Source organism: Streptomyces sp. NPDC005803 (assembly GCF_040630435.1).
In the GTDB taxonomy this organism is placed as follows: domain Bacteria; phylum Actinomycetota; class Actinomycetes; order Streptomycetales; family Streptomycetaceae; genus Streptomyces.
The window spans coordinates 87,909-102,236 of the sequence record NZ_JBEXXO010000021.1 but is presented as its reverse complement, the minus strand read 5'-3'; the positions used below and the strand labels follow the sequence as shown (position 1 = coordinate 102,236).

Annotated in this window: 11 protein-coding genes; 3 read left to right on the top strand and 8 right to left on the bottom strand. The window is 71.9% G+C overall.

The window, feature by feature from the left end:
• Nucleotides 1-36 precede the first annotated feature (36 nt).
• The 6 genes from ABZ454_RS27425 to ABZ454_RS27400 form a co-directional block, all read right to left on the bottom strand.
• Nucleotides 37-1,938: a DUF2264 domain-containing protein gene (locus tag ABZ454_RS27425; protein WP_359541786.1), complete on the bottom strand. Its 1,902-nt coding sequence runs from the start codon at nt 1,936-1,938 to the stop codon at nt 37-39.
• The gene (locus ABZ454_RS27420; RefSeq protein ID WP_359541783.1) at nt 1,935-2,975 is read right to left on the bottom strand and encodes a hydroxyacid dehydrogenase; all 1,041 of its coding nucleotides are present in this window, start codon (nt 2,973-2,975) and stop codon (nt 1,935-1,937) included. Before ABZ454_RS27420 ends, ABZ454_RS27425 begins: the two co-directional genes overlap by 4 nt.
• A gap of 36 nt (nt 2,976-3,011) precedes the next feature.
• Complete coding sequence (locus ABZ454_RS27415) at nt 3,012-3,887, bottom strand: carbohydrate ABC transporter permease (RefSeq protein ID WP_359541780.1); 876 nt, start codon at nt 3,885-3,887, stop codon at nt 3,012-3,014.
• Nucleotides 3,884-4,879 carry a sugar ABC transporter permease gene (locus ABZ454_RS27410; protein WP_359541778.1) on the bottom strand — a complete coding sequence of 332 codons (996 nt, stop codon included), beginning with the start codon at nt 4,877-4,879 and terminating at the stop codon, nt 3,884-3,886. The genes ABZ454_RS27415 and ABZ454_RS27410 overlap by 4 nt, the downstream gene beginning before the upstream one ends.
• Nucleotides 4,880-4,926: 47 nt before the next feature.
• A complete protein-coding gene (locus ABZ454_RS27405) occupies nt 4,927-6,288 on the bottom strand; it encodes a sugar ABC transporter substrate-binding protein (protein ID WP_359541776.1) in 1,362 nt (453 codons plus the stop codon).
• Nucleotides 6,289-6,390: 102 nt separating this feature from the next.
• Nucleotides 6,391-7,548, bottom strand: a complete 1,158-nt coding sequence (locus tag ABZ454_RS27400; RefSeq protein ID WP_359541773.1) for a substrate-binding domain-containing protein — start codon at nt 7,546-7,548, stop codon at nt 6,391-6,393.
• Between the two features lie 138 nt (nt 7,549-7,686).
• Between ABZ454_RS27400 and ABZ454_RS27395 the strand changes: the two genes are divergently transcribed.
• Nucleotides 7,687-8,457, top strand: coding sequence for a sulfite exporter TauE/SafE family protein (locus ABZ454_RS27395; RefSeq protein WP_356322077.1), 771 nt, complete (start codon nt 7,687-7,689; stop codon nt 8,455-8,457).
• Between the two features lie 58 nt (nt 8,458-8,515).
• On the opposite strand, the gene ABZ454_RS27390 is transcribed toward ABZ454_RS27395, so the two are convergent.
• Together ABZ454_RS27390 and ABZ454_RS27385 are read right to left on the bottom strand one after the other, a co-directional pair.
• Complete coding sequence (locus ABZ454_RS27390) at nt 8,516-10,045, bottom strand: amino acid permease (RefSeq protein WP_356322076.1); 1,530 nt, start codon at nt 10,043-10,045, stop codon at nt 8,516-8,518.
• 63 nt (nt 10,046-10,108) lie between these two features.
• Nucleotides 10,109-11,116 (bottom strand): hypothetical protein, encoded by a 1,008-nt coding sequence (locus ABZ454_RS27385; protein WP_359541770.1) that lies wholly within the window; start codon nt 11,114-11,116, stop codon nt 10,109-10,111.
• A gap of 319 nt (nt 11,117-11,435) precedes the next feature.
• On the opposite strand from ABZ454_RS27385, the gene ABZ454_RS27380 reads away from it, so the two are divergent.
• Together ABZ454_RS27380 and ABZ454_RS27375 are read left to right on the top strand one after the other, a co-directional pair.
• Complete coding sequence (locus ABZ454_RS27380; protein WP_359541768.1) at nt 11,436-12,869, top strand: FGGY family carbohydrate kinase; 1,434 nt, start codon at nt 11,436-11,438, stop codon at nt 12,867-12,869.
• A 19-nt stretch (nt 12,870-12,888) separates the two neighbouring features.
• Nucleotides 12,889-14,310: an NAD(P)/FAD-dependent oxidoreductase gene (locus ABZ454_RS27375; protein ID WP_359541765.1), complete on the top strand. Its 1,422-nt coding sequence runs from the start codon at nt 12,889-12,891 to the stop codon at nt 14,308-14,310.
• Nucleotides 14,311-14,328: the final 18 nt, after the last annotated feature.

The window sequence follows — 14,328 nt, the reverse complement described above, 5'->3', positions numbered from 1 at the left end:
ACGGGAGGGGGCACGCCGGCGCACCCCCTCCCGGCCTCACCCATGGGTGACCGTCACCGGGCCGAAGGTGACCCGGGTCGTCGCCGAGTCCTCGGCCCAGCACACCTCGACGGATTCCCCGTCGACGTTCACCCCGCTCACCACCGCGTCGAGCACGTCCGCTCCCGGCTCCGCGCTCAACGACGCCAGCGCCACCAGGACCGCCGTGCCCTCCGCGTCCGCCCCAAGGCGCGGCAGCAGGGCCCACCGCGTGTAGGCCGTCCCCTGCGGGGCGCGCACCTCGTCCCGGGACTCCCAGCCGTGCAGACCGCGCAGCGCGGACGTCACCGGGGACCCGGGGCCGGTCGCCCAGCCCGTCTGCTCCACCCGGGCGCCGTGCGGGGCGCCGAGCACCCGGTGTACCCGGAGTTCGTACCGGCCGCGGACCACCGTGACGCTCTCCACCCGCAGACCCGGCACCATCGGCGCCCCGCCCGCGAACACCGGCCGGTGCCAGGACGCCGCCCAGCCCCAGCCGTCGCCGCCCCCCGCGCCCAGCGGGCGGATGGCCCGGCGGCCACTGCGGGCCCCCGCGACGACCACGGCCAGATGGTTGTCGGCCGTGTTCGCCCGCGCGGTGGGACCGGTGACCGTCGAGTACGCCTGACGCTGGTACAGCGGGTCGTCCGCCACCCCCGACTCGCCCTCGTGCGGCCGGACATGGTCGCTGCCGTGATTGTGCAGCCGCACGATCCCGTCCGCCTGCGTCGACTGGACGAGCAGACCCGGGGCGGGCAGCGCGAGCACCCGGTCGGGTCCCTCGCTCGGGGCCGCCTCCTCGGTGGCCGTCCACAGCGGATGGTCCGCGGGGGCCAGCAGGGAGACGAAGGCCTTGGAGGCCCAGTAGGGGGAGGCAGGGCCCGAGTACGGCTGGAGCGTCGCGTCGTGCGGACCGTGCCAGCCCAGGCTCAGCAGGCCGTCGGTGCCGGTCGCGCCCCGGTCCAGGAAGTAGCGCAGCGACCCGCTGATGATCCGGCGGGACGTACCCGGTGTCAGCGGGGTGTCGCCGGTGAGCGCGCCGAGCCCGACCGCCGCACCGGCCGCGAACCGGTAGGTCAGCGAACGGCCGAAGTGGATCGGCGCCCCGTCCCCGCCGAACAGCAGCGCGAAACTCTCCAGGTGCTCGCGCAGCCGCGCCCCGTAGTGCGCGGACAGTTCGGCGTCGCCGCCGAGGTGGGCGTCGAGCACGGGATACAGGTGCAGGGCCCAGCCGTTGTAGTGGTCGAAGGCGCGGCCGTCGCCGTCCGCGTACCAGCCCTGGCCGCGGTACCAGCCCTCCATCAGGTCCTGTGCCCGCTCGCGGGCCCGGGCGGTCTCCGCGTCCCCGCGGCCCACGGCCTCCAGGAAACCGGCCACCGAGTAGGGGAACAGGTACCAGTTGTTCGGTGCGGGGGTGTGGCGCAGGGCGCCGCGCAGCCACTCCTCGGCGCGGTCCTGCACCGCCGGGTCCAGCCGGTCCCAGAGCCACGGCCGGGTGAGCCGCAGCCCGATGGCGACCGAGGCGGACTCCACCATGGGCTGGCCGAAGACGGTGTGGTCGAGGATCAGCGGCCAGGACTCGGCGTCGTCCCGGCCCGGCGTACGGGTACCTGCCGCGAGCCCGTCCGCGTACCGGTCGAGCCAGCCGTGCGGGTCCTTGCCGTCCGCGCCCGCGACCCGGAACGCGGCGGCGAGGAACGTGCGCGCGTAGCCCTCCAGACCGTCGGAGCGGACCCCGGACGCGGACGGCCGGCCGGGCAGGTCGAGGAGGGCGCCACCGGGGGAGGCCCAGTGCCAGGCGGCCTTCAGCAGACCGTCGGCCGCCGCCTCCCAGTGCGCGCGGGTGTAACCGGTGAAGGGGCTCGCGGTCCGGTCGTCCGCGGGGAGTTCCAGCGGGGAGTTCGGGTGCGGATCGGTCATGCGAGGAAGGCCAGCCTTTCGCGTCGTACGGGATGGGCGAAACCGTCGCCCGCGGCCCAGCGCTCGGTCTCGCCCACCGCGAGGTCGACGAGCCGCTGCCACTCGTTGCCCTGGGAGCCGGCGAGATGCGGGGTGATCAGGGCGTTCTCGCACTCCCACAGGGGGTGGCCGGCCGGCAGGGTGTCGGGTTCGGTGACGTCGAGGACCGCGCGGATGCGGCCGAGCCGCAGCACGTCGGTGAGCGCGTCCTGGTCGACGACGGCGCCCCGCGCGGTGTTGAGCAGGACCCCGTCCGGGCTCATGGACATGAGCAGTTCACGGCTGACGAGTCCGCGGGTGGCGGGCAGCAGCGGCGTGTGGACGCTCACCAGATCACTGCGCGCGAAGAGTTCACCGAGCCCGACGGACCGGACGCCGAGCTCGGCGGCCTCCGCCTCGGAGACGTACGGATCGTGCAGCAGCACCCGCAGGTCGTAGGGGCGCAGCAGCTCGATGACCCGGCGGCCGATGAGCGAGGCGGAGAGGATGCCCACCGTGCGGCCGTAGTTGCCGACGGCGGGGGAGGTGGTCAGCCAGTCGTCGCGGTGGCGCTGCGACCGGTAGTCGCGGGCTCGCTCCAGGACCCGCTTGCCGGAGAGCAGGATCATCGCCACGGTGTACTCCGCGACCGGGAGCGCGTTGGCGGCCGCGGCGGAGGACACCTCGATGCCGCGTTCCCAGCAGGCGTCGGTGATGTGCCCGCGCACGCTGCCCGCGGTGTGCACCACCGCCCGCAGCCGGGGTGCGGAGGCGAGCGCCGCCGCGTCGAGCGGCGGACAGCCCCAGCCGGTGATCAGGAGTTCCGTGTCCGCGAGCACGGCCCGGGCCCGGTCGGTGGTGAAGTCGTCGAGTACGGGCAGGGGCGCGAGGTCGCACACCTGTGAGAGCGCGGTCAGCGAACGGTCACCCAGCAGGGCGGCCGCGGTGCCCGGCTGCATGGCGAAGGCGGCGCGGGGCCGTCGCCGGTCGGCAGGGGCGAGGGGGGAGGTGCCGGTCATTCTTCTCCTGGTCCGGGAGGCTGGTACGGGGTCCGGTCACTTGACGGCGCCCGCGGTGAGCCCCGACTTCCAGAAGCGCTGGAGCAGCGCGAAGGCGAGGATCAACGGCAGGACCGCGAGCAGCGAACCCATGATCACCACGGGGTAGTACTCGGGTGAGACGGTGGCGGCGCTGTTCCACGTGTACAGGCCGAGGCTGACGGGATAGAGGTCCTGGTCGGAGAGCATCACCATCGGCAGGAAGAAGTTGTTCCAGATGGCGGTGAGCTGGAAGAGGAACACGGTGACCAGGCCGGGGCCGAGCATCCGCAGCGCGACCCGGACATAGGTGGCCAGTTCCCCGGCCCCGTCGACCCTGGCCGCTTCGAGTACCTCGTTCGGTACGTAGCCCTGGCTGAAGATCCGGCCGAGGTACACGCCGAACGGATTGAAGAGCACCGGGATGAAGACCGACCAGAAGGTGTTCACCAGCCCGGTGCCCGACGCCATCAGATAGAGCGGCAGGGCCAGCACGGTCTGCGGCACCATCACCGCGGCGAGCACCAGGCCGAACAGCTTCTCCTTGTGCGCGAAGCGGTACTTGTCGAAGGCGTACCCGCAGGCGATGCTGATCAGCGCCCCGAGCGCGGCGCCGAGCACCGCGTACAGCAGGCTGTTGCCGTACCACCGCGTGTACAGACCGCCGTCCATCGCGAACAGGTCCCTGATGTTCTGAGCGAAGGAGAAGTGGTCCAGCGACAGCACCTCGCTGCCGAACAGCGCGTCCCTGTCCTTGGACGCGGCCAGCACGAGCCACAGCACCGGCAGCAGCGTGTACAGCACGGAGATGCCGACGACCAGATTGACGACGGAGCGGCCCAGGAGCCGGGGGCGCAGGACGGCGGCGGTGCGGGTGGGAGCGGTCGCGCTCATCGGGCGTCCTCCTCGGCTGCGGCGGAACGGTTGGTCCAGCGGGTCACGCCGTAGGAGAGGGCGATCGTGCAGACCAGCAGGACGACCGAGGCGGCCGCGGCCAGACCGTAGTTGTTACGGGTGAAGGCGGCGTCGTAGATGTACATGCTGGGCGAGAACCGCGAGCTGATCATCGGGGTCGACTGGCTCAGCAGCATCGGCTCGGTGAACAGCTGGAGCGCGAAGATCAGGGTGAAGATGGCGACCATCACGACCGACGGGCGCACGAGGGGCGTCTTGACCTGGAGGGCGGTGCGGACGGGGCCGGCGCCGTCGACGACGGACGCCTCGATGACCTCACGGGGCACGGCCTGCAGAGCGGCGTAGAAGACCACCATGTTGTAGCCGAGGTTGCTCCACAGGGCGATGTTCACGATCGACGGGACCACCGTGTGCACACCGAGGAAGTCGATCGTGATGTCGGCCTTGCCGAGCAGGTCGATCACCGGGCTCAGCCCCGGCGTGTAGAGGTAGAGCCAGATGATGGCGGCGATGATGCCCGGCACGGCGTGCGGCAGGAAGAGCCCGAGCTGGGCCCAGGAGCGCAGCCGTACCACGCCGGAGTCCAGCAGCAGGGCCAGCGCGAGTGCGCCGAGCACCATCGCCGGGATGTAGATCACGCAGTACAGCAGGACGGTGCCCAGGCCGGTGAGGAAGGTCGGGTCGGTCAGTACGGCGGCGTAGCTGCGCAGTCCGACGAAGACGGTGCGCTCCGGGCCGAAACCGAGCCCCGGCTGGTCGTCGCTGAAGAAGCTGAGCCAGAGTGCGGTGGCGACGGGGATCAGGAAGACCGTCACCAGAAGGATGAAGAAGGGGGTCATCAGCGCGCCGGCGGCGCCGAGCTCACGGCGGCGGGCCGGCTTTCGGGCGGTGCGCGGGGACGTGGTGGACGGCGTCCGCGTCGCCGAGGCGCTCACGGGGGCGGGAGCCGGCGTCGTGACGGGACCGGTCATCGGTGTCACCTGCCTCTCTGCTGCTGGGAAGGGGGACGGATCACGGCTCAGCTGCTGTGCTCGGTGGTGGACAGGCCCAGCGCCCTGAGATCGGGCATGGTGCCCCGCTGGGCCGCGCGCACGGCTTCGAGCACCGAGCCCTGGCCGCCGCCCACCCGGGCGAAGCCGTCCTGCATGACCTTCTGCGTGGCGGTCATCCGCGGCCCCCAGGTCCAGCCGTCCCGGATCTTGTGCGCCTCCTGCTCGAAGAGGGTGTAGATGTCCTGGCCGCTGTAGTAAGCGCGGTCGAAGGCCTCGCGGCCGACGGAGACGAGACCGGGGGCCGCCGGGTACTGGCTGCTGGCCCCGCTGGAGAGCCGGGCCCGCAGCGCGTCCGGGTGCGAGACCTGCCAGGCGATGAACTCCAGCGCGGCTTCCGGGTGTTCGCTGTCCTTGGTGACGGCGAAGGTGGATCCGCCATGGGTGCCGAGGGCTGCGTCGCCCGCGCTCCACTGGGGGAGTGGCGCGATGGCCCACTTGCCCTTCTGGCCGGGCCGTGCGTTCATCTGCGCCCCGGCTTCCCAGGCGCCGCTGAGCCGGACCAGCACTTTGCCCTTGCTGACCTGTGAGTCGAACTGGCGGCTGTCCACGGGCGTCATGAAGACCAGGTCCTGGTCGATCATCCGCTGCCAGTAGGCCGCCACGCGGCGGGTCGGCCCGTCGGCGAGCGAGACGTTCCAGGCGCCGCCGCTGGTGTCGAACCACTGGGCGCCCGCCTGCCAGGCGAACGCGGCGAAATGCGGCTCGCCGTCCGTGGCGAAGGCCACCAGGCGACGGTCGGGCGCCTTCGCGCGTACGGTACGGGCCGCCTCCTCGAACTCGTCCCAGGTGCGCGGGACTTCGATCCCGTACTGGTCGAAGAGGTCGGTGCGGTAGTGCATCACCATCGGCTCGACGTCGAGCGGAATGCTGAAGACGCGCTTCTCGAAGGTGGTCAGGCCCAGTGCCTGCGGAAGCAGCTTGGACCGCAGGGTGTCGCTCAGCAGGTCCGTGAGTTCCAGGGCGACTCCGTCGATCGCGAAGCCGGGTAGCTGGGGGTACTCGATCGTCGCGACGTCCGGGGCGTTGCCGGCCCGTGAGGCGTTGCTGAGTTTCGCGTACCCGCCCTGACCGCCGGCCGGGATCTGCTGGAAGTCGACCTGGACGGTGTCGTGCGTCCGGTTGAACGCGTCCACCACCTCCTGGCTCCCGCGCAGTGCGGACCAGAAGGTGATGTGCGTGGCGTTACGGCCGGCCTTGTTGCTGACGGTGCTGGTCCTGCTCGTGCTGTCCGTCCCCGATGTCCCGCCGCTGCAGGCGCCGAGGGCGCCCGCCAGCGGTAGGGCGGTCATCGTGGCGAGCACGGATCGACGGCTCTGTCGACCGGGCATGGGCGCCTCCCGCGGCTGCTGAATGAAGACACGGGGAATCCTGATCGGCTGATCGGTAGCGGTCAATAGATCGCTCAGAAGAAAATTAAAGCGGTCAAACGCTCAATTCGAGAGGGAGGTGATGCCCTGCGCCGATCCCCGGACCTTGAGCGCGGGCAGCAGCTCCGTCCTGCGCACCGGACCCGACGCCCCCGGGGCTCCGGACAGCCGGTGCAGCAGCAGTTCGGCGGCGGCCCGGCCGATGTCCGCCTTGGGCGGCGCCACCGCGGTCAACGGGGTGCTCCCCAGCGCCGCGACGACATCGTCGTACGCGACCACCGAGCAGTCCCGCGGCACCTGCACTCCGCTCTCCGCCAGGCGCTGCACCAGCATCAGCGCGTCCACGTCGCCGTGCAGCACCACGGCGGTCGCGCCGCGTTCGTGCAGCAGCGCGGCGAGATCGAGGGGCGCGCCTTCGCTCCGGGGCGCCCCGCCGCTCTCGTACCCCGCCTCGCAGGGGCCCGGTCCGGGCACCGCGTCCGGCGCGCTCAGCACCACCGTCCAGTCCTCCACCTCGGGCCGGTCCGCCGCGATGGAGGCGAAGGCGGCCCGCACCGTGCGTGCCGTCGGACTGTCGTCACGGGCGGCCAGCACGATCCGGCGGTGTCCGAGCGACACCAGGTGTTCCACGGCGAGGTGGACCCCGTACCAGTGATCGGAGCAGACGGAGTCCAGGGCGTGCAGGGCGCTGCCCGGCCGGGGCCGCCGCTCCATCAGCACGGTCGGCACGCCCACGTCCGCCAGCCAGCCGTAGTCGAGCTCCTCGGAGAGCGCGTTGCGCCACCGCGGGGCGATCAGCAGACCACGCGCACCGTCTGCCAGCGCCCGCTCCACCAGCGGCCGTTCGGCGCCGGCCGACTGCGGTGCGATGTGCAGGGCGATGCGGATCCCGGCATCCTCCAGGACGGTCCGCGCACCGTGCAGCGTCTCGTACAGGTACGAATGCCGTTCCGGGACGACCAGGGCGACGGCGCCCCCGTCGCCCGCGGGATCGCCGCCCCGCGCCGCGGGCACCACCGGCGGTTGTGCCGGATCGCGCGTCGGGCGGGCCACCCCGTGCCCGCGCCGCAGCCGCCCCGCCCGGGCCAGCTCCTCCACGTCCCGCCGTACCGTGACCACCGAGACAGCCAGTTCGGCCGCGAGCGCGCTGACCTTGACCGCGCCGCGCGACTCCACCACCGCCAGGATTCGCTGACGCCTGAGTTCAACCGGCTCCCGCATGCTGCTGGCCCCCTCGCCCTACCGCCGTGCGTTGTTCGTTTGAACGCTTCGTGTGAGCGCTTGGAGCGCAGCATAACCATGCGCGGGCCAGGGGTCGCTCAAGGTCGCGCGCCGCAGCGATTACCATCTGTGCCTGGCATGGACACCCTCACTCTCTGGCAACTGGCGGCACTGGCCGCGGCATCCGCCCTCGTCGGCTTCTCCAAGACGGCCGTCAGCGGTGCCAACACGATCAGTCTCGCGGTCTTCGCGGCGGTGCTGCCCGCCCGCGAGTCCACCGGAGTGCTGCTCCCGATCCTCATCGCGGGCGATGTGCTCGCCGTGCTCACCTACCGGCGCCACGCGCACTGGCCCACCCTGCTCCGGCTCTTCCCGGCGGTCGCCGTCGGCGTGGTGGCCGGCACGCTCTTCATGATGTGGGCGGGCGACGCGGCCGTACGGACCTCGATCGGCGCGATCCTGATCTTCATGGCGGGGGTCACCGTCTGGCGGCGCCGCACCGCGAACGCGGTCGCGGAGCCGGCGGCCGGGTCGGGGCCGCCCACCGCGGCCGAGCGGCTCAAGGCCCGCTCGTACGGGGTGCTGGGCGGGTTCACCACCATGGTCGCCAACGCGGGCGGCCCCGTCATGTCGCTCTATCTGCTCTCCGCGGGCTTCCGCAAGCTAGGCTTCCTCGGCACGTCGGCGTGGTTCTTCCTCATCGTCAACACGTCCAAGGTGCCGTTCAGTGTGGGCCTGGGGCTGATCGACGCGCGGTCACTGCTGCTGGACGCCTGCATGCTGCTGTTCGTCCTGCCCGGAGCCTGGATCGGCCGCAGGTGCGTGGACCGGATCAACCAGCGGCTCTTCGAGCGCCTGGTCATCGGCGCCACCGTGCTGGGCGGTCTGCAACTGCTCCTGAACCCGTGACGGCCCCCCTGGACCGTGGTGATCCGGGAGGGCCGGCAAGCGGACGGGGCGCTGACCGTCAGACGATGTCCTCCTCGATCTCCGCCTGCTCGCGGGCGTTTCCGTACGCCGAGGGCGTGCCGTACGCACCACGGGCGACGAACCACCACACGGTGGCCAGGACCAGCACGGCGACCAGCGCGATCGACGCGTAGTTCATCGAGTCGATCGTCACGGGCGACTTCTGCGGCAGCAGGAACAGCACGGTCACGAGGGCGACCCACACCACGGCGATCCAGCCGACCGGCTTCGACCAGCGGCCCAGGTGCCACGGCCCGCGCTCGAAGCGGTCACCGGCGCGCAGCTTCAGGAAGATCGGGATCGCGTACGCCGGCGTGATGCCGATGACGTTGATCGCGGTCACCGCCCCGTACGCGGTCGCCGAGTACAGCGACGGCAGGGCGAGTACCCCGGCGGCGGCGACCGACAGCCACACCGCGTTGACCGGGGTCTGCGTGCGGGCGCTCACCTTGCGCCACAGCGAGGACCCCGGCAGCGCGTTGTCCCGGCTGAAGGCGAACACCATCCGGCTGGCGGCCGCGACCTCGGCGTTGCCGCAGAACAACTGCGCGGCGATCACGATCAGCAGCATCGCCGTGGCGCCCGAGGTGCCCAGCGCGTCGATCAGGATCTGGGCGGGCGGCACACCCGTGGCACTGTTCTGGGTGCCCGCGTAGTCCTGGATCGCGAAGGTCAGGCCCGCGAGCAGGACGAAACCGGCCAGCCACGACACCCAGATGGAGCGGACGATGCCGCGGGCCGCCGAGACCGAGGCGTTCGAGGTCTCCTCCGACAGATGGGCGGAGGCGTCGTAACCGCAGAAGGTGTACTGGGCCAGCAACAGGCCGATCGCCGCCACGTAGAGCGGATTCTCCCAGCCGGTGTCGTTGACGAACTCGGTGAAGACGAACGACGGCGACTGGTGGTGCGAGGGAACGATCGCGAGCACGGACACGATCACCGCGACACCGGCCAGGTGCCACCACACGCTGATCGAGTTGAGCACGCTGACCAGCCGGACGCCGAAGAGGTTGAGCACGGCGTGCAGCAGCAGGATGCACACGAAGATGATCATCGTCTTGCCCGGCGTGGGCGTGAAACCCCACTGGAGGTTCATCAGCGCACCGGTGAACAGCGCGGCCCCGTAGTCGATGCCGGCTATCGCGCCGAGCAGGCCGAGCAGATTCAGCCAACCGGTGTACCAGCCCCACTTGCGACCGCCGAGCCGGTCCGCCATGTAGTACAACGCCCCGGACGTCGGGTACGCGCTGGTGACCTCGGCGAGCGCCATGCCGACGCAGATGACGAAGAGGCCGACCCCGGCCCAGCCCCAGAGCATCACCGCCGGGCCGCCGGTGGACATGCCGAAGCCGTACAGGGTCATGCAGCCGGACAGGATCGAGATGACGGAGAAGCTGATGGCGAAGTTGCCGAAGCCGCCCATGCGGCGGGCCAGCACCGGCTGGTAGCCGAGTTCGCGCAGCCGCTGCTCCTCGTCCTTGGGCGGCGCGGCCTCGGCACCCTTCCGGTTCGAGGTGGACAGGGACATGGGGGACCTCCGTGAGCGGTGAGGGGACGGGACACAGAAAAGGGGGAGAGGGCGTGGTCACGTTCAGCCGTGCGGCCCCCGGCCGGGATCGCGGCCGGCGGCGAGGGCGCGGCTACGGGCGCGCAGGAACACTTCCTCGGCGCCGCCGGGGTCCTTGGGCGTCCGGGTGCGGTACGCCCAGGGCAGCGAGGTGAAATACGGCCCGAGCTCCTGGAACACGGGAGCCGCTTCGGCGAACTGGAGCGCGCCCCACAGCGCGTGGGCCAGGTGGTTGAGATCGAGCAGGGTGTGGGCGGCCCGCGGTGTGCGGCGGAACCAGATCTCCAGGGCGCGCAAGGCCTCGCGCTCCGCGTCCTCGGTGACCCAGTGCAGGTCGAGCGCCTTCTCCTGGCCGCGCTCGCGGCGGTAGCGCTCCACCCTCACGTACAGCGGCAGCACATGGAGCGCCGATCCGTCCGGCGCCGAAGAGGCCGCCCACTGGACGAAGTTGACCGCCTCGGAGAGAGAGCCCCCGGCCTTGCGTGCGTAGACGAACTGCAGCATGCGGTGGTAGGCCTCGCGGTTGTACGGATCGCGTTTGTCGGCCTCCGCCAGCAGGCCCCACGGCCCGGGGAAGAGCATGGGCCCGGGCGGATGCAGCCGGTGCTCCTCCAGCCGCTGGCGCTCGTCCAGCTGGGAGAGGGCCAGCAGGCACACCCAGGGTACCGGGTCCGCGGGTGAGGCGTGGGCGGCCGAACGGCACGCCTCCCAGGCCTCCTGCCACAGCTCCTGACCGCTGGGATGGCCGGCGCGCCGGGCGCGGACCGCCCGCTCCACGGCCACCCGCGCGTGCATCACGGCGGCCGCGACGCTGCGCGGCTCCTCGGTCAGCCAGGCCTGTACCGCGTCCGATCCCGCGGCGACCGCCCCGAGCACCTGGGTCCGCTGGGTCCACAGGGACCAGTCCGGGGTGCTCTCCAGCAGGTCGCGCATGGAGAGCCAGCGCCCGGTGCGTAAGTCCTGTAACGCGGACCGGAGTTCGTTGTCGTGGCCGGCCGGATGGTAGACCGGCCGGAAGTCACTGTTGGCCATGGACGTGCTCGGGGCGTGGTGTCGGGCTCATCGATCCTCAGCGCGTGGGGGGCGAAGCAGCAGTTGAAATACGAACTGCTGTGAAGTGTCCGGTTGTTGCTCGGCGGTGAGTGTAGAGCCCTCGGTGCCGAAGTCTGAACGATTCGTGGATCTTCTTCAAGTAACGTCTGCAAACAGGACGTTGAGCCACCGGGGTGGCTTCTGGGCGTATGCCTTGCGGGCGCTTGACGTAGCCGCCGGGCTGCACCACCCTGGGGTCCCGCGACCGAAGATCACGATTCCGTTCAAGCCGTAGCGCTTGCGTACCGCTGGAGACCCGATGACAGGCCCGGTACTCGCCGTGGACCAGGGCACCTCCGGGACGAAGGCGCTGGTGATCTGCCCCGAGCGGGGTGTGATCGGTTCCGGTTCCGCTCCGGTGCGCCCGCGGTACGGGCCCGCGGGGGCGGTCGAGGCGGACCCCGCCGAACTGCTCGGCTCGGTCCTCGACGCCGGGGCGCGGGCCCTGGCCGACGCCGCCGAACCGGTCGTCGGCGTCGGCCTCGCCAACCAGGGCGAGACGGTGCTCGCCTGGGACCCGGACACCGGGCGGCCGCTCACCCCGGCCATCGTCTGGCAGGACCGGAGATCCGAGCAGCTCTGCGGTGAACTCGGCGATCGCGAGGCAGAGTTGAAACGCCTCACCGGTCTTCCGCTGGACCCCTACTTCGCCGCGCCCAAGATGGCCTGGATCCGTCGCGAACTGACGAGGGAAGGCGTCGTCACCACCAGCGACGCCTGGCTCGTCCACCGGCTCACCGGCGCGTTCGTGACGGACGCGGCCACGGCCGGCCGCACCCAGCTGCTCGATCTCGACGACGTCGCCTGGTCACCCGCCGCCCTGGACGTCTTCGGCCTGGCCGGCGAACGCCTGCCGTCCGTGGTCGACGCGGCCGGGCAGTTCGGCACGACGGCCTCCTTCGGCGGCGAAATCCCGCTGACCGGGCTGCTCGTGGACCAGCAGGCCGCCCTGCTGGCGCAGGGGGCCCTCGAACCGGGCACCGCCAAGTGCACGTACGGCACCGGCGCGTTCCTCCTGGCCCAGACCGGTCCCGTACCGCGACGAGGCTCCAGCGGCCTGGTCAGCTGCGTGGCCTGGCGGCTCGGCGGACGTACCAGCTACTGCCTGGACGGACAGGTCTACACGGCCGCCTCCGCGGTGCGCTGGCTCACCGACCTCAAGGTGATCTCGGGCGCCGCCGACCTCGATCCCGTCGGCGGCGGCGTCCCGGACTCGGGCGGCGTCACCTTCGTACCGGCACTCGCCGGGCTCGCCGCCCCCTGGTGGCGGGGCGACCTGCGCGGCTCGGTGACCGGCCTCAGCCTGGACACCACCGCCGGTCACCTCGTGCGGGCGCTGTGCGAAGGGATCGCCGCGCAGGTCGTCGGGCTCGTCGACGCGGTGGCGGACGATCTCGGCTCGCCGCTGTCCGCGCTCCGCGTCGACGGCGGGCTGACCCGGTCCGCGCTCCTCATGCAGACCCAGGCCGATCTGCTGCAACGGCCCGTCGAAGTGTCCGCGCTGCCCGACGTCACGGCGCTCGGCGCCGGAGCCGTCGCCCGGCTCGGCCTCGACCCCGGGCTCTCCCTCACCGAGGTCGTACCCCCCTGGCGGCCGGCCGCGGTCTACGCACCACGGATCGGCCCCGAGGAGGCGGCCGAGCGCCTCGCCGCGTTCCGTGCGGCCGTCGACGTCCTCCTGGAACGGTCATGAGCCCTGCCGGAGCGTCCCGATGACGCCCACCGTCACGACCGCCGGGGAACCGCTGCCGGCGCTCCCCGACGGCGCCCCGTACGACGTCACCGTCATCGGAGCGGGCGTGGTCGGCACCGCGATCGCCCGCGAACTGGCCCGTTACCCCGTGCGCACCGCCCTGGTCGAGGCTTCGGACGACATCGGCGACGGCACGTCCAAGGCCAACACCGCGATCCTGCACACGGGTTTCGACGCCGTCCCCGGTTCGCTGGAGGCCCGCCTTGTCCGCGAAGGACAGCGCAGGCTCTCCGCGTACGCGGCGCAGACGGGCATCCCCGTCGAACGCGTCGGCGCGCTCCTGGTCGCCTGGGACGCCGGACAACTCGCCGCGCTGCCCGCCCTGCTGGCCAAGGCCGAAGCCAACGGCTACGACGCGGCCCGGCTGCTGGACGCCGACGAGGTCGCCGAACGGGAACCCCACCTGGGTCCGGGAGCACTCGGCGCGCTGGAGGTCCCCGACGAGTCCGTCATCTGCCCCTGGAGCACCCCCCTCGCCTACGCCACCCAGGCCGTTCGCGCGGGCGTCCATCTGTACCTGGACTGCCCGGTCCGCCACATCGAACCGGGCGACGCGGTCCACACCCTCACGACCGGCCGGGGGCCGCTGCGCACCCGCTTCCTGATCAACGCCGCCGGACTGCACGCCGACGAAGTCGACCGTCTGCTCGGCCATGACGTCTTCACCGTCACCCCGCGCCGAGGCCAGCTGATCGTGTTCGACGAACTCGCCCGCGGCCTGGTGCGGCACATCCTGCTCCCCGTCCCCACCGCCGCGGGCAAGGGCGTCCTGGTGGCGCCGACGGTCTTCGGCAACGTCCTCCTCGGCCCCACCGCGGAGGAACTCGAGGACAAGACCGCCACCGAGTCGACCGAGGAAGGCATCGCCCTGCTGAGGGAGAAGGGCCGCAGGATCCTGCCCCGGCTCCTCGACGAGGAGGTGACGGCCGTCTACGCCGGACTGCGGGCGGCCACCGGCCAGGAGGACTACCGGATCCAGGAGTATGCCGACCGGCGCTACATCGCCGTCGGCGGCATCCGCTCCACCGGGCTGACCGCGTCCATGGCCATCGCGGACCACGTCACCTCCCTGCTCTCCCGGACCGGGCTCGACCTGGGCGCCGCCGCCGAACTCCCGCCCCTCCGCATGCCCTACCTCGGCGAGGCGGCCGAACGCCCCTACCTGAGCGCGGAACTCATCGCCCGGGACCCCGCCTACGGCACCCTGGTCTGCCACTGCGAACGCGTCACCGCGGGCGAGATCCGTGACGCACTGGCCTCCACCCTCCCGCCTCGGTCCGTGGCGGGACTCGCCCGCAGGACCCGGGCAGGCAACGGACGCTGCCAGGGCTTCAACTGCGGAGCCCGGCTGCGCGCACTCTTCGAAGGGGCCCGGCCATGACGCGCGCACGGACCGAAG

Bases quoted from the DNA above. Each gene is read 5' to 3' on its own strand.
- ABZ454_RS27385 (WP_359541770.1), bottom strand. From the start codon at position 11,116: ATGGCCAACAGTGACTTCCGGCCGGTCTACCATCCGGCCGGCCACGAC.
- ABZ454_RS27395 (WP_356322077.1), top strand. From the start codon at position 7,687: ATGGACACCCTCACTCTCTGGCAACTGGCGGCACTGGCCGCGGCATCC.
- ABZ454_RS27380 (WP_359541768.1), top strand. From the start codon at position 11,436: ATGACAGGCCCGGTACTCGCCGTGGACCAGGGCACCTCCGGGACGAAG.
- ABZ454_RS27425 (WP_359541786.1), bottom strand. From the start codon at position 1,938: ATGACCGATCCGCACCCGAACTCCCCGCTGGAACTCCCCGCGGACGAC.
- ABZ454_RS27400 (WP_359541773.1), bottom strand. From the start codon at position 7,548: ATGCGGGAGCCGGTTGAACTCAGGCGTCAGCGAATCCTGGCGGTGGTG.
- ABZ454_RS27390 (WP_356322076.1), bottom strand. From the start codon at position 10,045: ATGTCCCTGTCCACCTCGAACCGGAAGGGTGCCGAGGCCGCGCCGCCC.
- ABZ454_RS27415 (WP_359541780.1), bottom strand. From the start codon at position 3,887: ATGAGCGCGACCGCTCCCACCCGCACCGCCGCCGTCCTGCGCCCCCGG.
- ABZ454_RS27375 (WP_359541765.1), top strand. From the start codon at position 12,889: ATGACGCCCACCGTCACGACCGCCGGGGAACCGCTGCCGGCGCTCCCC.
- ABZ454_RS27420 (WP_359541783.1), bottom strand. From the start codon at position 2,975: ATGACCGGCACCTCCCCCCTCGCCCCTGCCGACCGGCGACGGCCCCGC.
- ABZ454_RS27405 (WP_359541776.1), bottom strand. From the start codon at position 6,288: ATGCCCGGTCGACAGAGCCGTCGATCCGTGCTCGCCACGATGACCGCC.
- ABZ454_RS27410 (WP_359541778.1), bottom strand. From the start codon at position 4,879: ATGACCGGTCCCGTCACGACGCCGGCTCCCGCCCCCGTGAGCGCCTCG.